Below are 24,750 nucleotides of genomic sequence, written 5' to 3'. Positions count from 1 at the left end.
TAAACCTAAAATGTGCATGATGACATCTTCAGCAGTTGCCGTTTCAAATACAATGCTGATGTAATCAATCTTAACGGATAAATTTTTGTGTGTAGTTATAGTGCATTACTCCTTTCGTATGTCCCGTTTTTTGCGGGGTAAAAATTGTGTTTTTTCCTTTATTTATCACAGTTTCTAGGTACTATGACATGTATGCGCAGGGCGGTGTTACATATACGCCCTTTACGAACGCCTAAAGGCGTTCCCTTTCTTCCTGTGTCTGCCCCGTTCTTAACGCTCACGAGCCTTGTAAGGCTCGTGGCTAAACGGAACAGCCCCAGTCAGAAACCTTATTTTCGGTCTGATAGTCCATGCTTATTCATGCTATCAAAGTGAAAATATATATTTTATATGCTTACTCAAGCGTGTGATTGACCCTAGCGTGCTTAATCACTCTGTCTAATACGATAATAACTCCATTAGAATTACTTGTCAAGAAGTTTTTGTTGACTTTTAGATATAGATTAAGTATGATATGCTTATAAATACCAAGAAAAGCAACGAAAGGAGCGGTTATACTAAGTTATGGAGCATTATGAAAAGAAAATCAGTTTCTTAGGAGAAAACATACAGACCATAAGAAAACACAGAGGAATGAAACAACAGGAACTTGCGGACAAAATCGGTATCAATATGCAGAGCCTTTCCAAGATTGAACGTGGCGTGAATTATCCTACCTTTGATACGTTAGAGAAGATAATGGACGTGCTGGGTGTAACGCCCAATGAATTATTGTCGGGAGAATGGAAGTATATTGACCACACCGAGCCCTATATCATGGATATTATCAAACGGGAACAAGACTTCAATGTTTCCTTAGATTACCTGTCTGAAAATGAATTTTTCGATGATGAAAAAGAATGCACATTTTACAAGGCATATAAACTCATACAGTATATCCATAACTACATTACCAATGAGGTTACGGAGTTGGAAGAACTTATGGAAATCAAGCAGTTGATACAGCGTCAAAAACTGGAACGCATGATAAAAGTGCATAAGGAAATGCGAGGGTTAGACCGATACAGAGAACAGCCCAAAGAGTATAAATACCATGACCCTTATGATGATTGGATATTTCGTCAGCTTGCGGATATAGACAACAGAAACAACATTCCCGACACTTCTCCACAAGTAGACTTCAATGAAGCAGACTATGAAGATTATCTAAAGGCGAAATGGAACAGAGGTCTTTAATTTCCTCTTGCATGGAAGATACAGCAAACAAAAAGCCCAGTAAAGAGTGCAAAGCACCACCAATGGTGGCAAGGCTCTTGACAGGGCTTTTTCTTTTCTGTTGTGGGGTAATCAAGAGGAAGAAAGAAAAAGTGTGCATTTTTGTTCCATAAATGCTAAGGGTATGCTGATTTTTATTGTGGCGGATATATGGAACTGTTATAATATGGATATGAAGAAAGCGACAAATTTGAAAGTGTTAATAATTTTCAAACAGCCTCATTGCATGGAAATAAGAAACAGACTATCCTTAAAGTAGGAGGTGGCACAAATGGCAAATGAAGATAAAAAAGATTTTAATGCTATGTTGCATGATAGTAAGGATATGCCAAAATTTCAAATTATCATAGACCAGAAAAGTATTGAGAAATATGGTGGAAACAAAATGTATTTTGCTCCCCCGATTGACTATGACAAAGTAATGAAAAAAGTTCCGTATGGTAAAGTGATTACGGTTGGAAAAATACGAGAACACTTTGCAAAATTGAGTGGTGCAGATTTTACAGAGCCGATTACAGCGGGTATATTTGTTTCTATTGTAGCGTGGGCGAGTTATCAGCGTTCCGAAGATGAAACACCCTATTGGAGAACATTAAAAGCAAACGGAGAATTAAATGCTAAATATCCAAATGGTATTGAAGCACAGAAAGAAAAATTAGAAGCAGAGGGACATACCATTATTCAAAAGGGGCGTAAAAATATACGATACTATGTAAAGGACTATGAAAATTCTCTTTTTGATTTGAAATAGGCAAATTCTATTTCACAATTTCATATCTCTATACACAAAGCAGTTAGTCTTAGGATTGACTGCTTTTTTCATACCTAAATTTCAGATTGGAGTGATGAAATGGTGTTTGTTAGAGCTGTTCAGTAAGATTATCGGTGCATAAAATTTTATTGTGGTGCAGATATGAAAATGATATAATGTGGATATGAAGAAAGCGACAAACTTGAATTTGTCGAGCTGGTTAGTTCGAGATAATTTTGAGTTTGTTAAGATGTGGTGCACTTGATGGAATCACAGGTACGACATCATATTATGGAGGATGAAATAGATGATAGGTTTGATTGTTGCGAGGTCAAAGAATAATGTTATAGGCAAGAATGGTAATATACCATGGAAAATAAAGGGAGAACAAAAGCAATTTAGAGAGTTAACAACGGGTAATGTGGTTATTATGGGGCGAAAGTCTTATGAAGAAATCGGTCATCCGTTGCCTAATAGAATGAATATTGTTGTTTCCACCACAACAGAGTATCAAGGAGATAATTTAGTTTCAGTTAAATCATTAGAAGATGCATTATTATTGGCTAAAGGACGAGATGTATACATATCTGGTGGATATGGACTATTTAAGGAAGCTTTGCAAATAGTAGATAAAATGTATATCACAGAAGTAGATTTAAATATTGAAGATGGAGATACATTCTTTCCAGAATTTGATATCAATGATTTTGAAGTTTTGATAGGGGAAACACTTGGTGAGGAAGTGAAATATACGAGAACATTTTATGTAAGGAAAAATGAATTGAGTAGATTTTGGATTTAGGGTGTTTTCATAAATATATTGCTTTTTATGCATATATAAATTGTTGTAAGACAAATTCCAGTTTGAAAAGGGGAAATGAAAAAGTGGCAATTTCAAATATAAATACAATTATTAGTAATGATATTCAAAAAGTTTGGAACATTGTTTTAGCTGTTGATAAATATAACTCATGGCGAAGTGATTTGAGCAAAACAGAAATAATAAATGACAAACAATTTATTGAATACACAAAAAATGGATATGCTACTACATTTACCGTTACCGTTGCAGAACCATATAAACGCTGGGAATTTGATATGGAGAATAGCAACATGAAAGGTCATTGGATTGGTGTTTTTATAGACAAAGGGAATGAAACACAAATAGACTTTACAGAAAATGTGATACCTAAAAAGTGGTTTATGAAACCTTTTGTAAAAACCTATTTGAAAAAACAACAAAAGCAATTTGTTCTGGACTTAAAGAAAGCATTGGAATAATAAAATTCAAGATTGGAGGGTTGGAAATGGCTTCAAGTAAAGATTATTTACAATTTGTTTTAGAACAATTACCCTAATTATAATTAACAATACTTCTGATTAGTTACTATTAAATTTAATCTGTTGGTTCTTTTTGGTAGCGAAGAAGTCTTGTTTCCAATGTTCCAGTGTGGAGTTCGAAAAGATGATTATCATAGTCATAAAAATATATTGAATTCCCCTCTCCTATAACCCTTTTTCTCCCAGCTTTTATCTCTAAACCAAGGTTTTCTATTCTCTTAAGGTACATTTCATAATCCGATTCATCTATTTTAAATGCTATATGATTATAGCTTTTTTCCATTTCCTCTCCTTCCATAACTGCAATCCAAAGGTCGTTTATCAAGAAAAATTTTTCTTTGGATATAGAAAACTTTTTGTCTTCGCTTGAATAAATTTCTTTGGCTTCAAAAATTTCTTTAAAAAATTTTGTGGCTTTATCTAGGTCTTTGACAATAAAAGTAATATGACTAATTCCATATATCAACTTTCCCACCCCCAAAATATAAATAGTCTCTACTTCACATAATTCTACTGTTGTTCACTAACTTATTTTCTATTATATCTCAAAATTGGATTTGAGTCAATATCTTGGACACATTTTAGTAGAGACGGTTAAGCCATTTTTTCTTTTGCTAATTCTTCAAATTCCTGTGGGGTTAGATAGTGAATCGAGCTATGGATTCGATTTCGGTTATAAAATCCTTCAATGTAGCTAAATAGCGCTCGATTTGCTTCTTCAAAATCTGAGTAGCTAGTCGTGTAGACTTCTTCTTTTTTCAATGAGGCATGGAAAGATTCGATTCCAGCATTATCATAAGGTGTTCCTTTTCTACTATAAGAATGCCTTATTTTGTTGGTTTTAAGCCATTGTTCCACTTCTCTTGCTGTGTATTGGCTGCCCAAGTCAGTGTGTAGAATCATTCCTTCTGGAATGTGATAATGTATTTTTGCTTTATTCAATGTTTGAATGACACAATCCACAGTCATTCGTTTTGAAAATGTATAACTAATAATTTTTTTCGTGTGTAAATCCATGATTGAAGATAAGTAACACCAACCATTTTTCTTAGTAGGAATGTACGTAATGTCAGCTGCCCATTTCTCACAGATCGTTTCAGTAGAAAAGTCCTGATTTAAGAGATTCTCTTTTGAAATGATCGGTTTATTAGACCTTTGAGGTCTATATTTTTTAACTACAATCGACCTTAAATTTAATTGTTTCATTAGCTTTTGGACATGTTTAAGAGATACTGAAATCCCTTCTTTTAATAAAACTTGATGGATCTTTGTGGCACCATAGCGTTGTTTATTCGTAAAAAAAATTGTTGAAATCTTCTTTTTCAACTTATTATTTCTGATTTCTGTAGCTGTCAACGGTTTATTCTTATAAAAATAATAGACACTTCTAGGGATTTCTAATAACCGACATAACAAAGAAACAGTGTAATCCTTACACCATTTTTCAATAAATTGAACAAGCGAATTTAGGTTTTCCGAGAGAATATGGCTGCGGCTTTTTTTAAGATTTCAAGTTCCTCATTTAAACGAGCATTTTCTTTTCTCAGTTCAGCTACTTCTTTTCCAGTCAGTCCTGTGGACTGATCAGGTAAATATAAATTCTTCCATTTGTAAATCGTTGCTTCAGATAAGCCATATTCTTTCGCTAACCCTCGAACAGAACGTCCAGTTTGATTCAGTTCAACAATCATTTGTTTAAAATTTTCTTCATATCGGGTCATAAAAATTCATCCTCTCGTAGATAAGTTTAATTTATTCTTGTCTCTACGAAAAGCTGTCTAAGATTTGATACTAACACCAAATCAAAAGATTTACCTCTGATTTAATGTTATGAGTTTTACTCAATTCTTATTGTGTCAAACTCATTTTTTTGTAATATGTAACTATTTTTTATCAGAATTACAAGAAATAACATATCGTGCAATGATGGGAGAATTTATTATTTATTATCGTGGAAAAATCGTTGGCGGTATATATGATGATAGGTTACTTGTAAAACCAACAAAGTCTGCAATTTCTTATATGCCGACAGTTACTTATGAAATTCCATACGAAAACGCCAAAGAAATGTTATTGGTGGAAGAAGTTGATAATAAAGATTTTCTGACGGGGTTATTTGATGTGATGTATGATGAACTACCAACGCCAAAACCTAAAAAGAAAAAATAAACAGCTTCTAGTTTACAATTTCATATCCATATACACAAAGCAGTTAGTTTTAGGATTGACTGCTTTTTAAAAAGACACCATTTAGGTGTAATGATGTCTTTTGGGTGTTATTTTATAGGTCATATCAAGGCTCATTCAATCGTGGTAAATTCGTGGTAAAATGAGTTTTTTCTATACTTCAAAATACTTGAAAGTATAGTGTTTATGCGGATAATCGAAAATTAGATATAAAATTTATTAATAAATACTTTTATTATTTTAAAATGAGTTTTTTTATAATTACGATTTTAAGTATATTTGTTGGTATATGTGCTTTCTTTAAGTTTCCGTTTGATTACTATCATTTAAACATTTTAAAAAATGTTTTGAATGATGTTTATATTTTAAAAAACATATTTGATCTATTAAATACTGGCAATAAATTAATTTTTATCATTATAATATATATAGCAAGTTTTATTTTTAAATTTGCAATGTATATTACTTTAAAATTATTTTATTATTTATTTAAATATGGAAATAAAGGGTATAATGTTTTTAATAAAATAGATGAATATGTTGATGTTTTTATAATAAATATAAAAAATAGAATAAAAGAAATAAAAGAATCAATTGAGGCTGATAAGTATAGAGAGAATTTACTTACTGAAGAAAAGATAGGAGAATGATAAAAGGGGCTTAAAGCCCCTTGTTTTTTTTTCTATTTCTTGAATTTTCGATATATGGTTCTTTGTCGTCAATTACCCATGAATTACCAATCTTTTTTGCTGTTTTAAATTTTCCATTTATACAATGCCTTCTTATAACAGAAGTATCTTTATTGTATAGTTTTGCATATTCTGTAACAGATACTAACATTTTATCTCCTTTTAAATAATCCTTTAATATTATTGTACTATTATTATACCTTGTTTTGTGTATAACATCAAATTTATTTATTAATTTTTGTTTTTTCTCCTGTTTTAATGTCAATCAAAGTAATTGATTCTAAATATATATCTTGCTTTAATATTTTTTTTAAAAATTCTTCTAAACTTTGTAATTTTATATCTTTAATATCCATTTTGCTTTTGTTACCTCTACCAACTTATTTTTTAAAAGGAAATATTAAGAGGCTTTTGTATTTGCTTAATATTATTTTTTATTATTAAATAAAATTAATAATATATTTATTAAAGATAAACATAGAAGTATTAATATTATTGAAATATTTGACTTTAATAATATAGTAAATAATATTAAATTAAAGATTATTAAAATTATAATTTTGTTTTTCATGGCTTTTTTTATTTAGATATGGTATTATTTTTATATGAGAGGCTAAGCCCCTCTGAACTTACTTCTTAAAAAGTGCTATGGTTGCAATCAAGAGTGCCAATGCTTGAATACCTAAGCTTGCTATTTCATAAGGAGTAGGTTCATTTTTTTTTGGTTTCTTCTCCATATCTTTTTCCTCCTTTCTATGATTTTATTATACACGAATACGTGTATAAAGTCAAGTAAATATTGAAATCTTTAAAAAAAATAATAGTCTTTACAATAAAAATATTATAAAGACTATATTATAAGCACTCATTTTTTATTATATTTTGACCGCACTTTTGACCGCACTTTTTTATATTTGACCGCATATTTTAAATATTTATATAAATATTATTATCCTTTAAAACCCTTTATTTATGCGTATTTGCGTATTTTTTTTATTTCTACAAATTTAAAAATCTGGTGCGAGTGATGGGACTTGAACCCATACGTCCGTGGGACACACGGCCCTCAACCGTGCCTGTCTGCCTATTCCAGCACACTCGCATTATTCTTATACATTATATACAAATCTTTTTTTCTTTTCAAGTTAAATATTATGAATAATTTTTACTTTGATTAATATACTTAAGTGAGATAAATATAAGAGGTGTTATTATGTATAGTAAATATAGCAGAAATTCAAAAACAAATAAGAAAAGAAAAAATTATTATAATTATAATCAAAGTCGATATAACAGCAAAAAGAATACAAAAGTTAAAAAAGACAGGTTTTTAAATATAATGATATTTTTAGTTATTATTGCTATTTCTTATGTTTCAATGGACATGTTTGATGTAAAATTACCGTCTTCTTTAACTTCAAAGATTTCAGAAGTCTTTAACAGTGAATTTTTGTCTTTTGGTGAAACGAAAGATAAAGTTGTTTCTTTTGTAAATAATACGGCAAGTGTTTTTAATGGAGAAAAGAGCAGTGTTAATAGCTCATCAAATGCTTTAAAATTGGAAATGCCTGTTAATGGAGAAGTAATAACAACTTTTGAGGATACAACTCACCCTGTTTTTAATACAACAGTAAAACCAAGAGGAATTGAAATTCAAACAAGTAAGAGCGAGGAGGTTTTTGCAAGTATAGGGGGAGTAGTTTCAAATATTGTATCTAGTTCTTACGGTGGCAGCAGGGTTGTATTTGATGTTGGAAATGATACTACGGTCGTATATGACGGTGTAAAAAGTACCTTTGTAAAAGTAGGCGATAATGTAAAAACCGGAGATTTGATAGGCTCTATGGGTAGTGAAGAAAGTGGCGACGTATTAGGTTTTGAAGTGTGGGTTGATAATACTGCTGTTGATCCAATTTCTTATATGGATATAGATGATAATAAGGAAAACGAAAAATAATTTTTGAAAAAGGAGTATTATGTTTGATAAGTTTAAGCCTTTTTTGAGTAAATTTACACTAACTTCTCTTAGTTTATTTGCTCTTTTAATTATTTATTCTCAAAGTGGATTTGTAAATTTTTTGATTTTTTTGTTTACTATTTTAATTCATGAGGCATCACATCTTATTTGTGCAAAGGTATTTGATGTTAAGATAAATAACATAAAATTTTTACCTTTTGGTGCAAAAATTTCATATAGTTGTGATGCCTTACGTGCAGATAAAGCGCTTTGCCTTTATTTATCCGGTCCAGTGTCAAATTTTATTTTTGCAGGTATAATTGTCTTTTCATCTTATTATTTGTATATACCTTCTTATGATTTTTTTATTTTCTATAATATTCTTATAGGTTCTATAAATTTAATTCCTACAATACCTTTGGATGCTTCAAAGTGTCTTTTTACGCTTTTGAATTTAAAATTAAATAAGCTAGATTCATTTAAATATATAAAGCTGATAAGTATAATAATCGATATGGGTATTTTAATCCTTGGAATTTATGTATTACTTCTTGGAAGTAAGAATGTTTTGCTGATTTTTTTATCTGTTTTTCTTTTGAATAATATAAAGAGTGAAAAAGAAAAAAATTATTTTTCATATATAAACGAAAATAAGAATAAAATATTAAATAATGGTCATTTAAAATAATTATCAATACTAAAAAATAAAACATATGTGATATAATATAAAGTAGTTTGTTTTATTAGGAGAAATAATGAATATAAGAAAACAAAAAGAACAAGAAGAATTAAAAAGATTAAGTAAATATGCTTTTAAAGTTGTAAATACAAAAGGAAGAAAAAAAGAAATAACACCATGTGAGATAAGGACAGATTTTGAAAGAGATAGAGACAGAATAATTCATTCAAAATCTTTTAGAAGGTTAAAGCATAAAACTCAGGTGTTTATTTCACCTGAAACCGATCATAACAGAACAAGGCTAACTCATACTCTTGAGGTATCTCAAATATCAAGAAGTATTGCAAGAGCTCTTTGTTTAAATGAAGATTTAACTGAAGCAATTGCACTTGGTCATGATTTGGGACATACTCCTTTTGGTCATAGCGGGGAACAGATTTTAAATGAGATTTGTCCATTTGAATTTAAACATAATTTACAAAGTGTAAGAGTAGTTGAAGAAATTGAATCAGAAGGGAAAGGTCTTAATCTTACTTATGAAGTTATTGATGGAATAAAAAATCATTGTCACGGTTTTAAGCCTAGTACATTAGAAGGTGAAATAGTTTTCTTTTCCGATAAAATTGCATATATCAATCATGATATTGATGATGCAATCCGTTTTGGTGTCTTAAAACCTTCAGACATTCCAAAAGAATATACGGATATTTTGGGAGAAACAAACTCCAAAAGAATAAACACAATGATTTTGGATATTATTAAGAACAGCTATGATAAAAATAAAATAAAAATGAGCGATGAGATATTTGAAGCAACCATGGGACTTAGAAGTTTCTTGTTTAAAAATGTATATCATTCTAAAAGAGCTATGGAAGAGGGCGATAAAGGTAAAACCATAGTAAAAAGACTTTATGAGTATTTTATGAAGCATCCTGATAAAATGTTAGAAGAATTTTATGTAAGAGTTAATTGTGATAATTTAGACAGAGTTGTTTGTGATTATGTAGCTTGTATGTCTGATATATATGCAATTAATATGTATAAAGAGTTATTTATTCCAAATGCTTATTGGGGAATGTAAGGAGTTTTATGAAAGGATATTTTAAAAAAGATTTTATTAGAAGATTAGTTGATGATGCAGATATTGTAGGTATAATAAATCAATATGTTCCTCTTACCAGAAGCGGAAACAGATATAAGGCAAGGTGTCCATTCCATACGGAAAAGACTCCTTCTTTTATAGTTACTCCTGATATGAATAGATATCACTGCTTTGGATGTGGTGCAAACGGAGATGTACTGGATTTCTTGATGGAAATTAATAAACTGGATTTCTCTTCTGCAGTTGAAATGTTAGCCGATTTGGAAGGTGTAAATGTTCAATATGAAGAAAACGGCAATTATACAAGAAGCAGTGAAAATTCCATAAGCTATAATCAAAAACAGGAACTTTATAATTGTATAAAAGATACTGCAAATTATTTTTATAAAAATTTAATTCATAATAAAGTTACATTAAATTATTTATTAAATAGAGGGCTTAGTAAAGAGACCATAAAAAAATTTGGACTTGGATATTCTTTGAATAGTTTTGACGGGTTATATAATTATTTGGTAAAAGAAAAAAAATATTCTGTTAATGTTCTAATAAAAGCTGGGCTTGTAAGAACTAAAGAAGATGGGGGCGTTTATGATTATTTTAGAGATAGAATAATGTTTCCTATTCAAGATGTAAATGGAAAACTTATAGCTTTTGGGGGAAGAATATATAAAGATGTAAAAAATGCTCCCAAATACTTAAATTCACCTGAAACCATTGTATTTAAGAAGAACTCCACATTGTATAATTTAAATAATGCAAGAAAAGAACTTCCTCAAAAACCTCTTATTTTGGTAGAGGGGTATATGGATGTTATTTCTCTTGTAAATAATGGAATAAACAATTCTGTAGCCACACTTGGAACAGCGTTTAATATAAATCATGCAAAGTTAATAAATAGATATACAAAAAATGTTGTTGTTATGTACGATTCTGATACGGCAGGATTAAATGCAACAATTAAAGCTTGTGAAATACTTGAAAGTGCAAATATTTATCCTAAGGTTGTAAGACTTCCTGAGGGGGATGATCCTGATAGTTATATTCTAAATAATAGCATAGAGAAGTTTAATAATTTGGTGGAAAATGGAATTGACAGTATTGAATTTAGAATAAAATTATTAGAAAAAAATCATAACTTACTTGATAATTGGGAAAAGGTTGATTTTATAAAGAAAGCATGTCTTGTTATAGGTAAAGTTGATGATAATGTAAGAAAAGAATTTTATATAAAATATTTACATCATAAAACAGGAGCCGAAATTTCAACGATTGAAAATGAGGTAAATACAAATAGTTATATAACACCTAATCATTTAATTGGAAAAAATAAAAATGAAACTGCAAACAAAAAAAGCCAAATAATGAAAAAGATTATAAATGCACAAGAAATTATTTTAAGATATATGGTAGAAAATGCTTTAGATATTGATAAAATAAAAGATATTAATATTGATGAAAATGTATTTGTGGGAGATGATTATAAAAAAATATATGAAAAAATTGTTTTTTGTATAAATAATGAAAAAAAGGTTGACTTTATAGAGTTGTTTGATTATAATGATAAATTGGCTACAACCATGTCAAGAATCGTGTCTTTAGATCAAAATATAACTTGGGATGATGTAATAAAAGCGAGACAAACACTCATAATAAACAATATTAACAGAAAAATTATGAATGTTAAAAATGCAATTAAAGATATTCAGGATTCTGAAGATAAAGAAATGTTAGATGTTTTGATAGCCGAATTTTATAAATTAAAATCTGATCTTTTAAAAGCAAAAAATGGAGGTACTCTAATATAATGAGTCAAGAAAATACAAGTAATGTTACTATTGAAGTAGTAGGTAAAAATTCAAAAAAGAAGACATCTAAAAAAGACGCAGTTAGAAAAGAGGTTAAGAAGTTAAAAACCATTGACGATATAAAAGAATGGGCAAAAAAAGAAAGTGTAGTAAATCAAAGTGAAATGAATCAACATTTTACTGATTTAAATCTAAATAATGATGAAATAGATCAAATTCTAGAATTTTTCTTTAAAGAAGGAATTGTTCTTCAAGATGATGATATCGATAAAGATGTTGATGAACTTTTGGATGATGATTTAAAAGATGATGATATAGATATAAAAAAGGCAGATTTAAAAGGTTATGAACCTTCTGTACATATAAATGACCCTGTTAGAATGTATCTAAAAGAAATCGGTAAAGTTGACTTATTACATGCTGAAGAAGAAATGGAACTTGCAAAAAGAATAGAAAATGGCGATGTTGAAGCAAGAAAAAAATTATGTGAAGCCAACTTAAGACTTGTTGTAAGTATTGCAAAAAGATATGTTAACAGAGGTATGTCTTTCCTTGATTTAATTCAAGAAGGTAATTTAGGGCTTTTAAAAGCTGTTGAAAAATTTGATTATACAAAAGGATTTAAATTCTCTACATATGCTACATGGTGGATTAGACAAGCAATAACAAGAGCCATTGCAGACCAAGCTAGAACAATCAGAATACCTGTTCATATGGTTGAAACTATAAATAAATTAAAAAGAGTTCAAAGAATGCTAATTCAAGATTTGGGAAGAGATCCAAATGCTGCAGAAATAGCTAAAGAAATGGGACTACCGGAAGAAAAAGTCAGAGATATTATGAAGATATCACAAGATCCGGTATCTTTAGAAACACCTATAGGTGAAGAAGAAGATTCTCATTTAGGTGATTTTATTCCTGATGATGATGCAGTTGCTCCTGAAGAAGCTGCAAGTTATATGCTTCTTAGATCTCAACTTTTTGAAGTATTAAAAACTTTAACAGATAGAGAAGCAAAAGTTCTTATTTTAAGATTTGGTTTAGAAGATGGAAGACCAAGAACTCTTGAAGAAGTAGGGGATATATTCTGCGTAACAAGAGAAAGAATAAGACAAATTGAAGCAAAAGCTCTTAGAAAATTAAGACACCCAACCAGAAGTAAAAAATTAAGAGATTTCTTATAGAAAAAAGCCATTTTAAATGGCTTTTTTTATTTTGATTTACTACATTTGATTTAATAATTAAAAAATATTATATGTATAGTGGTATAATGATATAAATTGGAGGTGTACAGTATGTTGTTTGATAGTTATTTGCTAAAAGGTAACCTAATAAAAAATAGAGTTGTTATGCCACCTATGGTTACTTTTTCTTTGGTTAGGGAAGATGGTTTTATAGATGAAAAACATATAAGTTATTATGAAAAAAGAGCAAAGAAAGAAGTAGGCACAATCATTGTTGAAGCAAGCTGCGTTGATGGGAGTCAAAAAGCTTGGAATCAAATAGGTGTTTGGGATGATAAGTTTATAGATGATCTTTCTAAACTTGCAGCAGCCTTAAATTCTAATGGAGCTTTCAGTGTTATACAGCTTCATAATGCAGGACTAAAAGCAAAGTTAAGTGAATGTCCTTATGGTCCCAGTGTAATTGATGGTTTTGGAAGAGAAATGACAAAAGAAGATATTGAAAAATCAATTGATGATTTTAAAAATGCTGCTTTAAGAGCAAAAAAAGCAGGTTTTAAAGCTGTTGAAATTCATGGAGCTCACGGATATTTACTTTGTGAATTTACTTTAAAAAAATATAATAAACGAAATGATGAATATGGGTTTGATAATATAGAAGATAGATATAGATTTCCTTTAGAAGTTGTAAGAGCCGTAAGAGAAGCTGTAGGAGAGGATTATCCTATTTATTACAGACTTGGAGTTAATATGGATGATATAGAAGATGTAAAAAAAGGTGCTAAAATGCTTGAGATGGCAGGGGTAGACGTTCTTGATATTTCTTCTGCTTTTGATGCTTCAACATCTTTAGAGGATAAAGAACATGAATTTAATGAGGTTGTTACAAGTGCAAAGATAATAAAAGAAAATGTAAATATACCTGTAATAGCTGTTAATAGAATATCAACACCTGACAGGGCAGAAAAACTTTTAAAAGAAGGATATTGTGATTTTACTGCAATAGGAAGAGAATTGTTATCTGATTATAGGTGGGCATATAAAGCAAAAAATAACATTCCTATAAATTACTGCTATCACTGTAAACCTAAATGTAAACTTAATGGTGGAGATAATAAATGTCCCAATTTAATAAAAAACAATGAAACACTATATTAAAAAAAGACGCTTATGCGTCTTTTTTATTCGTCTTCTTCTTCGATATCAACGTTGATTTCATGAATGATATCTTCTTTTTCTTCTTCTGAAATATCAGCATCTTCACCTAATTTGATTGCAATGATTTGATCAAATAATGCATTGATTTCTTCACATAATTCGTCTGCAACATGGTCATACGTTCCTTCTTCTTCATATGCTGCATAAATTAATTTACCAATTTCTCTGTATTTTCTTGAAATTTGATAATCAAGTTTTTCTGCTTTAATTGTTTTTTTAGCAGATTCTGCAAAGTTTTTTGATGCTTCTATTACTTCAGATGAAATTTGTTTTGTTTTTTCTGTTGCTTCTCCGATAAATTCACTGGCTTTGTTAATTAATTCGTCTTTGTTCATTTTGTAACCTCCTGTATTTTCATCATTATAACATATTTTATAAATAAAAAATATTTTTATTTTTAGTATTTGTATAAATTTTCAAATTAAAAGCAATAATATCAATTGCATAAACAAATTTGGAGATAGATAATGAGACATTCGTATATTAATTTTTTTAATAATAAAGCAGAAGAATCTGGCGTAATAAAATCTGATATAGATTTTTCATCGGTTGCCGGACTTGATGAGATTAAAGAAGAATTATTAGAAATAAGCGACTTTTTGGATAAACCTCAAAAATATAAAAGCTTTGGTGCGAAAATTCCAAGTGGAGTTTTACTGTATGGGCCTCCCGGAACAGGAAAAACCTTAATAGCAAAGGCCTTAGCCGGGCAGTGTAAGGCAACATTTATTTATGCTTCAGGAAGTGAATTTATAGAAAAATTTGTAGGAATCGGTGCAAGTAGAATAAGGGATTTGTTTGAAAAAGCAAGAAAAAAAGCTCCCGCAATTATTTTTATAGATGAGCTTGATGCAATAGGAGTTAGTAGGAACACTGATAATAATTCTGAAAGAGATCAAACTTTAAATCAGTTTTTAATTGAATTAGACGGATTTAGTGATAACAGCGGTGTTGTGGTTATGGGAGCAACAAACAGAATAGATATGCTTGATAAGGCTTTGCTTAGACCGGGAAGGTTTGACAGACATATTTTTGTAGGAAATCCTTCTGCTATTACAAGAAGAGAAATTTTAAAATACCATATTAAAAATAAACCTATTGCAAAGAATTTTAAAATCGACAGTGTTGTTGAAAAGACAAACGGTTTAAGTGGTGCTCATCTTGCTAATATCGTTAACGAATCTGCACTTCTAGCAATTAGAAAAGGAAAGAAGACCATAAATAATGAAGATTTTGATAAGGCAATAATAAAAACAACTGCAGGACTAAAAAATAAAAGTATGGTTTTAAGTAATAAAGAAAAAAGGATAGTTGCTTTTCATGAGGCAGGGCATACGCTTATAAGTTTCTTGTTAAATGGAATTTTACCGGATAAAGTAACAATTGTTCCTTATGGAGTTTCTCTTGGATTTGTTTTATCTTCTTTCGGAGAGGATAAAATGATATTGACAAAAAATGAGTTGGAAGATAAAATATGTATTTTACTTGCAGGAAGAGCAAGTGAAGAAATAATATTTGGTGAAATAAGTACAGGAGCGCAAAATGATATTTTAAAGGCAAATGAACTTGCTTATTCTATGGTATGTGATTATGGAATGAGTAAATACAAAAATAAGATTTTTCCAGGGGACAAAAATAACTTTTTAAAAGAAGATATAGAACACGAAATAAGTAATATATTAGATAATGCATATGAGAAGGCTATAGGTTTATTAAACGAAAATAGTAATGTTTTAAATTTAATAGCTAAAACTTTATATAAAAAAGAGGATTTGAATGCTTCAGATCTTGAAAAAATCTTTCATATGGCTCTTATATAAAAAAAAGACTGTATTAACAGTCTTTTTATAATACTTTCTTTAAGAATTTTTTTGTTCTGTCATGTTGAGGATTATTAATAATTTCCTTTGCACTTCCTTGTTCAACAATTACACCGTCAGCCATAAACACTACTCTATCAGCAACTTCTCTTGCAAATCCCATTTCATGAGTTACAACAATCATTGTAATATTATGTTTTTTTGCAAGATTTTTCATTACTTCTAATACTTCTCCAACAAGTTCAGGGTCTAATGCTGATGTTGCTTCGTCAAAAAGCATAATTTCCGGTTCCATTGCAAGAGCTCTGGCTATGGCAACCCTTTGTTGTTGTCCTCCTGATAATCTGCTTGGATATTCATCTGCTTTATCTTTAAGACCTACCATATCAAGTAATTCAAGAGCTTTATCTTTAATAGCATCTTTATCTACTTTTTTTACTACCATTGGTGCTAATGTTACATTTTCAAGGGCAGTTTTATGAGGGAAAAGATTAAATCTTTGAAAAACCATACCAACTTTTGTACGTAGTTTTACAAGTTTGTCTTTGTCTGTTTTTATTAAACTTTTATTATCTTTTCTATCAAATATTAGTTCATCATCTATATATATTTTTCCTGAAGTCATTTTTTCAAGGTGGTTTAAACATCTTAAAAATGTACTCTTACCTGAACCGGAAGGTCCTATTATACATACTACTTCACCTTTTTCAACTTCAAGGTTAATATCTTTTAATACACTTAATGTTCCAAAATCTTTTTTTAAATTTTCTACTTTTAAAGTACTCATTATAACCTCCTATAGGTATTTGCTTGATTTCTTTTCAAGATGTCTAAAGAATAAGATACATACTGATGTTAATACCAAATATATACCGCCGGCTACAAAGTAATAACTCCAATCACCACTTGCGGCAAATTGTTTTGATACCCTCATTAAATCAGCCATACCTATTGTAGATACAAGGGAAGTATCTTTTAAAATCATGATAAATTCATTTGCAAAAGGTGGGATAACTCTTGCGTATGTTTGTGGAATAATTACTTTAAACATAGCTTGTGAATATGTCATTCCAAGAGCTTTTGCTGCTTCAAGTTGACCTTTATCAATTGATTGGATACCTGCTCTGAAAATTTCTGCGGTATAAGCTGCTGTATTTAATGTAAGTGATATTATAGCAGCAGTAAAAGGTTCGAAATTTAAAGGTTCTCCAGTTACTTCTTTAAACATTAATGGAATTGCAAAATATACAACCATAATTTGAAGTAGCAAAGGGGTTCCTCTGAATACCCATGTATATAACCATGCTATACCTTTTAAAATTTTATTTTTTCCTATGCTCATAAAAGCTAAGATTAAAGCAAGTATCATTCCAAGAATTATACTTATTATTGTAAGCTCTATTGTTGATATTGTACCTTCAACCAGCTTTTCGATTTGTATACTAGTCATATTAAATCTCCTAAATTTTTATTTATAAAATGAAGAAAACCTATATACAATATAGGTTTTCTTTTTATGCTGACATATTATTCGTCGTAACCTTTTATTGTTGTATCTATATTACTTGTTAAATCTTTACCGAATATATCTTTTGATATATTTGCTAACGTTCCGTCATTTTTAAATTCTTCGATAATTTTATTTACTTCATCTATTAAAGGTTGATTTGATTTTTTTGCTGCAACAGCAATTGGTTCGTTTGTCAATTTATCACATGTTTTTATAAATTTATCAGGGTTATTATGCACATAATATTCTCCAACAACCAAGTCTGTAACAACACAATCAACACTTCCGCCTTCAAGAGCAACAAATGCTTCTGTCATTCCGTCAAATTGACGTAAATCAAATTCACTACCTTGAGATAAATAGTATTGGCAAGTATCATCTGAAGTTGTGCTTACTTGTACTGCAACTTTTTTGCCGTTTAATTCATCAATTGATTTGATTTGTGTACCATTTTTTGAAGAGATGATAACTTGTTGATTTGCAAGGTATGCATCTGAAAGAGCAAGCTGTTCTTGTCTGTCCTTGTTAATTCCAACAGAAGAAATTACAAGGTCATATTTGTCTGAATCAAGTCCTGCAAATATTCCATCCCAAGCTACATTTACAAACTCAACTTTTCTTCCCATTTTTTCAGCGATTGCTTTTGCAAATTCAATATCAAATCCTACTGTTTTACCATTATCATCAACATATTCCATTGGAGGGTAAGTATTGTCTATTCCAACAACCAAAGTACCTTCTTTTACAAATTGTGGAGTTGTTGAAACTTCTTCACTTGAACCACATCCTGTAAGTAAACAAATAGTTAATATTGATGTAATGATCAAAGCAGTAATTTTTTTTGCTTTTTTCATTTTTTTCCTCCGTTCCAAATAACAAAAATACTTTATAAATATACTATATATAATTAAAAAATGCAATAGGTTTAATTAATTTTTATAAATAAATATGCATATTTATACTTTTTTATGGTTATAAAAAAGTATAAAAAAATAAAAAAGCCCGTATCAGGCTTTTTTATTTTTATAAAATTAAATTATTTATTATTCATCATAATTTTTTAAGTTTGAGTCAATGTTTTTAGTTAAGTCTTCACCAAATAACTCTTTTGAAATTTCAGCAGTTTTTCCGCTTTCAATTAAAGATTTTAAAGATGTATTTACTGCATTAATAACAGCTGTATTACCTTTTTTAGCAGCAATTGCGATAGGTTCGTTTGTTAAGTTATCGCAAGATTTTACATAATCATTAGGATTGTTATTTACATAATAGTCCCCAACAACTAAGTCTGTAACTACACAATCAACGCTTCCGCTTTTTAGTGCAAGGAATGCTGCTGTCATATCGTCAAATTGTTGTAATTCAAATTCCATGCCTTTATCGTTTTGATAATATTGACAAGCTTCGTCTGCAGTTGTTCCAACTTGAACGGCAACTTTTTTACCTGTTAATTGATCTACAGATGTAATTTGATTTCCGTCTTTTGCTGAAATTATTACTTGTTGATTTGCTAAATATGTATCAGAAAGTTCTAATGTTTGTTGTCTTTCTTCTGTAACACTTATTGCAGAAATTACAATATCATATTTATCTGCATCAAGACCAGCAAAAATTGCATCAAATCCAACTTGAACAAATTCAACTTCTAATCCCATATCAGCTGCGATTGCTTTTGCAAGTTCAATATCAAATCCTGCAAGTTCTCCAGTTTCTTCATCAATATATTCCATTGGTGGATATGTAGCTTCAAGTCCAACTGTTAAAGTTCCATCTTTAACAAGTTTCATTTCTCCGTTATCTGCTGTTTCTTTACTTCCACATCCTGTAAACATTGCAAGACTCATTATTGCAACTGTTGATAATGCAATTATTTTTTTCAATTTCATAATAAAAATAATCCTCCTCTATACCTATAACTTTATTAAAGTTTACTATGATTTTACAAAAAAATCAATACATTTTTTTATTTTTATGCATTTTTATTTATATTTATGCTTTTTTGTTTGTTTTGTTTAAAGAGGAGCTTTTTTTATTTTCGCTTGTTTTCTTGGATATATTTTGTTAGTTAATTCCATTTTCTTTATTTCTATAATATCTCTGTTTGAAAGAGAATAAGGGAGTCTTTCTTTATGATTTTTTATAATTTTGCAAGAAAGAACATTTAATGCATTTTTACTTTGCTCTATTTCTTCTTCTCCTTTGCTTCCTTTTAATGCTATAAAACTTCCTTCTTTTTTTATAAAAGGAATTGTATATTCTAAAAGAACATTTAATGAAGCGACCGCTCTTGCAGTTACATAATCAAATTGTTCTCTATATTCATCATCATGTGAAAGTTCTTCTGCCCTTTGATGTATTGCTTCTATATTATTAAGGTTTAATTCTTTTATTGTATTGTCTAGGTAGTTTACTCTTTTATTTAAACTGTCAAGAAGAAGAATATCTAAATCTCCTCTAAGTATTTTTATTACAATTCCAGGCATACCGGCTCCAGAACCTATATCTATAAGTTTTCCTTCATTTTTAATATATTTTATGGAAAGGGCACTGTCGATAATGTGTTTCTCAATAAATTCTTTTTCATCGGTTATTGCCGTAAGATTAAATTTTTTATTTTCTCTTAAAACTATATCCATAAATAAAAGTAGTTTTTCTGTTTGTTCTTCAGTTATTTGGATATTGCATTTATTAAGTCCCTCAGTTAAATATTCTTTTAAATTCATTATATTCTCCTTATTGTTTGTAAAAAATAGTATAGCAGAATTACTTAATAAGAAAAAGAGGTAATATATTTATTTTTTTTACCTTTTATGTTATTCTTTATAATAGAATTTTTTTGATTGTGAGGAAAAAATGAAGAAAAAATTAGTTATTATAGATGCATATTCGATTATTTATAAATGTTTCTACGGAGTAAGACCAATGCACTCTCCAAAAGGTGTTTCGACGAATGCTATTTTTGGGTTTTTAAATATAATTTTAAAGCTTATAGAACAGGAAAAACCTAATTATTTATATGCTGCTTTTGATAAAGGCCATAAAAATTTTAGACACGAAAAATACAGTGAATACAAAGCAGGAAGACAAAGTATGCCTGAAGAATTAAGAGAACAACTTCCTTATATTGATGAACTTTTAGATGCTGCGAATATTATTTCTTTAAAAGTAGATAATTATGAAGCAGACGATATTATAGGAAGTGTAAGTGAGATAGCAGATTCAAAGGGAATAGACACTGTTGTTATAACAGGAGATAGAGACTCATTCCAACTTGTATCTGAACATACAAAGATTCTTTATTCAAAAAGAGGAATAAGTGATATTGAAGTAATAGACGAAGCTTATATTATGGATAAATATTCTCTTACACCAAAACAAATGATAGATTTAAAAGCTTTAATGGGTGATAAATCTGATAATATTCCAGGTGTTAAAGGGGTAGGAGAAAAGACGGCTTTAGGTTTACTTGAAAAATATAAGACACTTGAAGGTGTGTATGAAAATATAGATGAAGTAAAAGGAAAATTAAAAGAAAAGTTAATAAATGATAAAGACAATGCATTTTTGAGTAAGGAACTTGGAAGTATTGTCGTAGATATGGATGTTGATATAAATCTTGAAGAAGAATGCAATTTTAACTTTAATAATGAAAAGTTTATTTCAATACTATCAAGTCTTGATTTAAAATCAATAATGAAGAAACTTGGTGTTGAAAATAATTTAGACAAAGAAGAAAAAAATGATGATTTTTCTAATTTAAAAGAAGAATATTTAAACATAGGTAATGACATAAAACCCGATGAACTTTGCAAGGTATTAGAGAAAAAAGACTATATTAGCATTTATTTTGTTTTAAATGATGAAAACAATAAATTAAAAGAAGCTATGATATTTGACGGGGAGAAGTTCTATCTTTTTGATTTAACTGTTTTACCTGTTTCGGATATGGCAGCAATAATGAATAAAAATAATAATATAATTACTCATGACTTTAAAAATGTATATAAATGTTTTAAACGTGAAGGATATGATGTTGAATGTTCATTTGATACTTATATTGGAGGATATGTTTTAAATCCAAGTGATGAAAGATACTCCCTTGAAGTAATGGGTAAAAAATATCTTGATGTAGATTTAAAAGAAGATAAAGGTGAAGCTGTTCAACAAAGTTTTCTTGATATTGAGGATAAAGAAAAGTATCTAACATATATTAAAAAGGCAAAATCTATATATTCATTATATAAACTTCTAAATGAAAAAATAAAAGAAGAGGGAATGGAAGAATTATATAATAATATTGAACATAAACTTATGTATGTTCTTGCCGATATGGAAATAGAAGGCTTTAAGGTTGATGTGAATATGCTGGAAGTTTTAGGCGAAGACTTTGATAAACGAGTTGAAAATTTAACGAAACAAATAAGAGAACTTGCAGGAGAAGATGAAAGCTTTAATGTTAATTCTACAAAACAACTAGGACATGTTCTTTTTGAAAAACTTAATCTTCCTGTAATAAAGAAAACAAAAACAGGATATTCAACAAATATAGAAGTACTTGAAAAATTAAAAGATCATCATCCTATAATTCCTCTTATAATCGAATTAAGACAGGTAAGTAAACTTAATTCAACATATGTAAAAGGATTTGTTACTTTAATTGATAGGAAAGAAGATAAAATTCATTCTACTTTTAATCAAACAATTACTACAACAGGAAGAATATCTTCTTCAAATCCAAATTTACAAAATATTCCTGTTAGAACGAATGAAGGAAGAATAATAAGAAAAGTATTTATACCTAGTAAAGAAGGTAATGTTTTAGTTGATGCGGATTATTCTCAAATAGAGCTTAGAGTTTTGGCACATATTTCTTCAGATGAAAAGTTAATTAATGCATTTAAAAATAATGAAGATATACATGCAAGAACTGCAAGTGAAGTATTTGGTGTTAATATAGAAGATGTTACAAACGAAATGCGTAGTAGAGCAAAAGCGGTTAATTTTGGTATTGTATATGGAATAAGTGACTTTGGTTTATCAAAAGATTTGAACATTTCAAGAAAAAATGCGAAAGAATACATTGATACGTATCTTGCTAAATATCCAAATGTAAGCAAATATATGAAGGATATTGTTGAATTCGCAAAAGAAAATGGATATGTAACTACAATGTTTAACAGACGTAGATATATTAATGAAATTCATTCAAAGAATTTTAATGTAAGATCTTTTGGAGAGAGAACAGCTCTTAATACTCCTATTCAAGGAAGTGCAGCTGATATAATAAAACTTGCAATGATAAATGTTGAAAGTGAGCTTAAGAAAAGAAATCTTAAATCAAAACTTATTTTACAGGTACACGATGAACTAATAATAGATGCACCTGAAAATGAAGTTATGGAAGTAAAAGAAATTTTAAAAGATAAAATGGAAAATGCAGTTAAGATGGATTGTCCATTAAAAGCTGATATAAATGTAGGCAAAAATTGGTTTGAGGCGAAATAATGAAAGTAATAGGGTTAACAGGTTCAATCGGAACTGGTAAAAGTTCCGTTTCAAAAATATTAAATGAAGATTATAATATACCGATTATTGATGCTGATAAAATAAGTAAAGAAGCTGTTCAAAAAGGAAGCAGAGGATTAAATAAAATAAAAGATGTTTTTGGCAGCGATTATATTTTAGATAATGGTGAACTTAATCGTCCTAAAATGGCAAGTCTTGTTTTTAATGATGAAAAAGCAAGGCTTGCTTTAAATAATATTATCCATCCGGAAGTAACAGATAAATATAATTATCTTGTGAACAAATATAAACAAAGAGATGAAAAATATGTAATATATGATTGTCCGCTTTTAATAGAAGAAAAACTTAACAATATGGTTGATGTTGTAATGCTTGTATATACTTCATTGGATATTCAAATTAAGAGAATAATGTTAAGGGATAATGTGAAAAAAGAGCAAGCCTTAATGCGTATAAAAGCTCAAATGTCCACAGAAGATAAAATGAGGTATGCGGATATAATAATAGACAACAGTTCTGATTTTAATAATTTGAAAAAAAATATAAATAAAATATACAATAGTGAATTTTCTAAAAATAATACTTGCATAAATATACATTAATATGTATAATATATCATATTATGGAGGTATTGGAATGATTGATGTAGGTATTTTGGGTGCTACGGGGTATACCGGAGCAATTTTAGTAAGTATATTAAAAAAACATAAAGAAGTTAGAAATATAAAACTAGGTTCTCACAGTTATGTGGGTAAAGAGTTTAGCGATGTTTATGAAGCATTTAGAAATATAGAAGATGGTCCATGTTTGGAAAGCGATATGAATGAATTTGCAAATGATTGCGATGTTGTATTTATGGCTCTTCCTCATGGTGTTGCATCAAAGGTTGTTACAAAAGAGGTTTTAGAAAAGACAAAGATAATAGACCTTGGTGCTGATTTTAGATTAAAAGATAAGGCTACATATGAAAAATGGTATAAGACAGAACATTTTGCAGAAGATTTACTTAAAGAAAGTGTATACGGACTTTGTGAAATTGAAAGAGAAAATATAAAAAACACAAGACTTTTAGCAAATCCGGGATGTTATACAACTTGTTCTATTTTATCACTATATCCATTGGTAAAGGAAAATATTATTGATGTGAATTCAATAATAATAGATGCCAAATCGGGCGTAAGTGGTTCAGGAAGAAAAGCAAATGTTGGTTCATTATTCTGTGAATGTAATGAATCCATAAAAGCATATGGAGTAGGTACACACAGACATACTCCTGAAATTGAACAACAACTTTCAAAATATGGACATGATATTAAACTTTCTTTTACTCCTCATTTGGTTCCAATGAATAAAGGAATTCTTACAACTATTTATGCAAATGTGGATGAAAGCATAACGAAGGAAAAAATAAAAGAAGTTTATGAAGAGTATTATAATGATGAATATTTTATAAGACTTAGAGAGTCTGGTAATTTGCCTTCAACAAACTATGTAAAAGGCACTAATATTTTTGATACATCTTTTGTTCTTGATAAAAGGGTAAACAGAATTATCGTTTCAAGTGCAATAGATAATTTAATGAAAGGGGCTTCATCTCAAGCAGTTCAAAATATGAATATAATGTTTGGGTTTAGCGAAAAGGAAGGTATTGATTTTCTTCCTTTATATATATAAAAATATTTTAATTTAAAAGATTTATATATTTT

The 24,750-nt window shown here is 29.1% G+C and carries 28 protein-coding genes and 1 tRNA gene; 17 read left to right on the top strand and 12 right to left on the bottom strand.

All coding sequences use genetic code 11. From position 1 onward, the window contains the following. Positions 1-69: hypothetical protein (locus V2W16_RS11175; RefSeq protein ID WP_425353936.1), on the bottom strand; the 69-nt coding region annotated here is incomplete at its 3' end. A gap of 495 nt (positions 70-564) precedes the next feature. Between V2W16_RS11175 and V2W16_RS03410 the strand changes: the two genes are divergently transcribed. The 5 genes from V2W16_RS03410 to V2W16_RS03390 all read left to right on the top strand — a co-directional run bounded on the left by V2W16_RS03410 (position 565) and on the right by V2W16_RS03390 (position 3,307). Then, positions 565-1,236, top strand: a complete 672-nt coding sequence (locus tag V2W16_RS03410) for a helix-turn-helix domain-containing protein (protein WP_002322214.1) — start codon at positions 565-567, stop codon at positions 1,234-1,236. Between the two features lie 11 nt (positions 1,237-1,247). Beyond that, positions 1,248-1,388 (top strand): hypothetical protein, encoded by a 141-nt coding sequence (locus V2W16_RS03405; protein WP_171042677.1) that lies wholly within the window; start codon positions 1,248-1,250, stop codon positions 1,386-1,388. Between the two features lie 158 nt (positions 1,389-1,546). Then, positions 1,547-2,026 carry an MGMT family protein gene (locus V2W16_RS03400; protein WP_002322212.1) on the top strand — a complete coding sequence of 160 codons (480 nt, stop codon included), beginning with the start codon at positions 1,547-1,549 and terminating at the stop codon, positions 2,024-2,026. A gap of 307 nt (positions 2,027-2,333) precedes the next feature. Then, on the top strand, positions 2,334-2,828 hold the full coding sequence (gene dfrF, locus V2W16_RS03395; RefSeq protein WP_002322211.1) for a trimethoprim-resistant dihydrofolate reductase DfrF: 495 nt from the start codon (positions 2,334-2,336) through the stop codon (positions 2,826-2,828). Between the two features lie 83 nt (positions 2,829-2,911). Next, a complete protein-coding gene (locus tag V2W16_RS03390; protein ID WP_010775277.1) occupies positions 2,912-3,307 on the top strand; it encodes an SRPBCC family protein in 396 nt (131 codons plus the stop codon). A 115-nt stretch (positions 3,308-3,422) separates the two neighbouring features. On the opposite strand, the gene fosXCC is transcribed toward V2W16_RS03390, so the two are convergent. Together fosXCC and V2W16_RS03380 are read right to left on the bottom strand one after the other, a co-directional pair. After that, on the bottom strand, positions 3,423-3,833 hold the full coding sequence (gene fosXCC / locus V2W16_RS03385) for a fosfomycin resistance hydrolase FosXCC (protein ID WP_024725385.1): 411 nt from the start codon (positions 3,831-3,833) through the stop codon (positions 3,423-3,425). A gap of 128 nt (positions 3,834-3,961) precedes the next feature. After that, positions 3,962-5,088 (bottom strand): IS3 family transposase gene (locus tag V2W16_RS03380; protein ID WP_094850654.1). Its coding sequence is split into 2 segments (ribosomal slippage): positions 3,962-4,860 and positions 4,860-5,088, totalling 1,128 coding nucleotides; the frame shifts between segments, so codons are not numbered across the junction. 109 nt (positions 5,089-5,197) lie between these two features. On the opposite strand from V2W16_RS03380, the gene V2W16_RS03375 reads away from it, so the two are divergent. Both V2W16_RS03375 and V2W16_RS03370 read left to right on the top strand, forming a co-directional pair. Next, a complete protein-coding gene (locus tag V2W16_RS03375; protein WP_130999535.1) occupies positions 5,198-5,536 on the top strand; it encodes a TfoX/Sxy family protein in 339 nt (112 codons plus the stop codon). Between the two features lie 263 nt (positions 5,537-5,799). After that, positions 5,800-6,204, top strand: coding sequence for a hypothetical protein (locus tag V2W16_RS03370; RefSeq protein ID WP_329381501.1), 405 nt, complete (start codon positions 5,800-5,802; stop codon positions 6,202-6,204). 10 nt (positions 6,205-6,214) lie between these two features. Here the strand turns inward: V2W16_RS03370 and V2W16_RS03365 are convergent, their stop codons facing one another. The 3 genes from V2W16_RS03365 to V2W16_RS03355 form a co-directional block, all read right to left on the bottom strand. After that, the gene (locus V2W16_RS03365; protein ID WP_329381498.1) at positions 6,215-6,394 is read right to left on the bottom strand and encodes a hypothetical protein; all 180 of its coding nucleotides are present in this window, start codon (positions 6,392-6,394) and stop codon (positions 6,215-6,217) included. Between the two features lie 73 nt (positions 6,395-6,467). Beyond that, positions 6,468-6,599 carry a hypothetical protein gene (locus V2W16_RS03360; protein ID WP_329381495.1) on the bottom strand — a complete coding sequence of 44 codons (132 nt, stop codon included), beginning with the start codon at positions 6,597-6,599 and terminating at the stop codon, positions 6,468-6,470. A gap of 660 nt (positions 6,600-7,259) precedes the next feature. Then, positions 7,260-7,345: transfer RNA gene (locus V2W16_RS03355), tRNA-Leu, on the bottom strand. Between the two features lie 111 nt (positions 7,346-7,456). Between V2W16_RS03355 and V2W16_RS03350 the strand changes: the two genes are divergently transcribed. From V2W16_RS03350 to V2W16_RS03325, 6 genes are all read left to right on the top strand, one after another. Next, the gene (locus V2W16_RS03350; protein WP_329381492.1) at positions 7,457-8,200 is read left to right on the top strand and encodes a murein hydrolase activator EnvC family protein; all 744 of its coding nucleotides are present in this window, start codon (positions 7,457-7,459) and stop codon (positions 8,198-8,200) included. Between the two features lie 43 nt (positions 8,201-8,243). Next, a complete protein-coding gene (locus V2W16_RS03345) occupies positions 8,244-8,888 on the top strand; it encodes a site-2 protease family protein (RefSeq protein ID WP_329381489.1) in 645 nt (214 codons plus the stop codon). A 67-nt stretch (positions 8,889-8,955) separates the two neighbouring features. After that, on the top strand, positions 8,956-9,960 hold the full coding sequence (locus V2W16_RS03340) for a deoxyguanosinetriphosphate triphosphohydrolase (protein WP_329381486.1): 1,005 nt from the start codon (positions 8,956-8,958) through the stop codon (positions 9,958-9,960). A gap of 8 nt (positions 9,961-9,968) precedes the next feature. Beyond that, positions 9,969-11,786: a DNA primase gene (gene dnaG, locus V2W16_RS03335; protein ID WP_329381484.1), complete on the top strand. Its 1,818-nt coding sequence runs from the start codon at positions 9,969-9,971 to the stop codon at positions 11,784-11,786. After that, the gene (gene rpoD, locus V2W16_RS03330; RefSeq protein WP_329381482.1) at positions 11,786-12,970 is read left to right on the top strand and encodes an RNA polymerase sigma factor RpoD; all 1,185 of its coding nucleotides are present in this window, start codon (positions 11,786-11,788) and stop codon (positions 12,968-12,970) included. The genes dnaG and rpoD overlap by 1 nt, the downstream gene beginning before the upstream one ends. A 111-nt stretch (positions 12,971-13,081) precedes the next feature. Then, on the top strand, positions 13,082-14,128 hold the full coding sequence (locus tag V2W16_RS03325; protein ID WP_329381479.1) for an NADH:flavin oxidoreductase: 1,047 nt from the start codon (positions 13,082-13,084) through the stop codon (positions 14,126-14,128). A 23-nt stretch (positions 14,129-14,151) separates the two neighbouring features. Here the strand turns inward: V2W16_RS03325 and V2W16_RS03320 are convergent, their stop codons facing one another. Continuing rightward, positions 14,152-14,523, bottom strand: a complete 372-nt coding sequence (locus V2W16_RS03320) for a hypothetical protein (RefSeq protein WP_138268316.1) — start codon at positions 14,521-14,523, stop codon at positions 14,152-14,154. Between the two features lie 132 nt (positions 14,524-14,655). Here V2W16_RS03320 and V2W16_RS03315 point away from each other — a divergent pair, with 132 nt between their 5' ends. Then, positions 14,656-16,008 (top strand): ATP-dependent metallopeptidase FtsH/Yme1/Tma family protein, encoded by a 1,353-nt coding sequence (locus V2W16_RS03315; RefSeq protein ID WP_329381474.1) that lies wholly within the window; start codon positions 14,656-14,658, stop codon positions 16,006-16,008. Between the two features lie 25 nt (positions 16,009-16,033). Here the strand turns inward: V2W16_RS03315 and ehuA are convergent, their stop codons facing one another. From ehuA to rsmG, 5 genes are all read right to left on the bottom strand, one after another. Then, the gene (ehuA, locus tag V2W16_RS03310; RefSeq protein WP_425353934.1) at positions 16,034-16,795 is read right to left on the bottom strand and encodes an ectoine/hydroxyectoine ABC transporter ATP-binding protein EhuA; all 762 of its coding nucleotides are present in this window, start codon (positions 16,793-16,795) and stop codon (positions 16,034-16,036) included. 9 nt (positions 16,796-16,804) lie between these two features. After that, a complete protein-coding gene (locus V2W16_RS03305) occupies positions 16,805-17,458 on the bottom strand; it encodes an amino acid ABC transporter permease (protein WP_253230108.1) in 654 nt (217 codons plus the stop codon). Between the two features lie 77 nt (positions 17,459-17,535). Then, the gene (locus V2W16_RS03300; protein ID WP_329381470.1) at positions 17,536-18,372 is read right to left on the bottom strand and encodes a substrate-binding periplasmic protein; all 837 of its coding nucleotides are present in this window, start codon (positions 18,370-18,372) and stop codon (positions 17,536-17,538) included. 189 nt (positions 18,373-18,561) lie between these two features. Then, a complete protein-coding gene (locus V2W16_RS03295) occupies positions 18,562-19,404 on the bottom strand; it encodes a transporter substrate-binding domain-containing protein (RefSeq protein WP_329381466.1) in 843 nt (280 codons plus the stop codon). Positions 19,405-19,530: 126 nt separating this feature from the next. Next, on the bottom strand, positions 19,531-20,241 hold the full coding sequence (rsmG, locus tag V2W16_RS03290; RefSeq protein WP_329381463.1) for a 16S rRNA (guanine(527)-N(7))-methyltransferase RsmG: 711 nt from the start codon (positions 20,239-20,241) through the stop codon (positions 19,531-19,533). Positions 20,242-20,371: 130 nt separating this feature from the next. On the opposite strand from rsmG, the gene polA reads away from it, so the two are divergent. The 3 genes from polA to argC are packed head-to-tail and all read left to right on the top strand — an operon-like array spanning position 20,372 to position 24,718. Further along, positions 20,372-23,023: a DNA polymerase I gene (gene polA, locus V2W16_RS03285; protein WP_329381460.1), complete on the top strand. Its 2,652-nt coding sequence runs from the start codon at positions 20,372-20,374 to the stop codon at positions 23,021-23,023. Then, positions 23,023-23,646, top strand: a complete 624-nt coding sequence (coaE, locus tag V2W16_RS03280; RefSeq protein WP_329381457.1) for a dephospho-CoA kinase — start codon at positions 23,023-23,025, stop codon at positions 23,644-23,646. The genes polA and coaE overlap by 1 nt, the downstream gene beginning before the upstream one ends. Before the next feature lie 34 nt (positions 23,647-23,680). After that, positions 23,681-24,718 (top strand): N-acetyl-gamma-glutamyl-phosphate reductase, encoded by a 1,038-nt coding sequence (gene argC, locus V2W16_RS03275; protein ID WP_329381454.1) that lies wholly within the window; start codon positions 23,681-23,683, stop codon positions 24,716-24,718. Positions 24,719-24,750: the final 32 nt, after the last annotated feature.

The sequence above is a fragment of the Anaerofustis butyriciformans genome (genome assembly GCF_036289385.1).
GTDB lineage: Bacteria > Bacillota > Clostridia > Eubacteriales > Anaerofustaceae > Anaerofustis > Anaerofustis butyriciformans.
The sequence above is the reverse complement of the archived record's forward strand: the minus strand, read 5'-3'. Positions and strand labels throughout refer to the sequence as shown.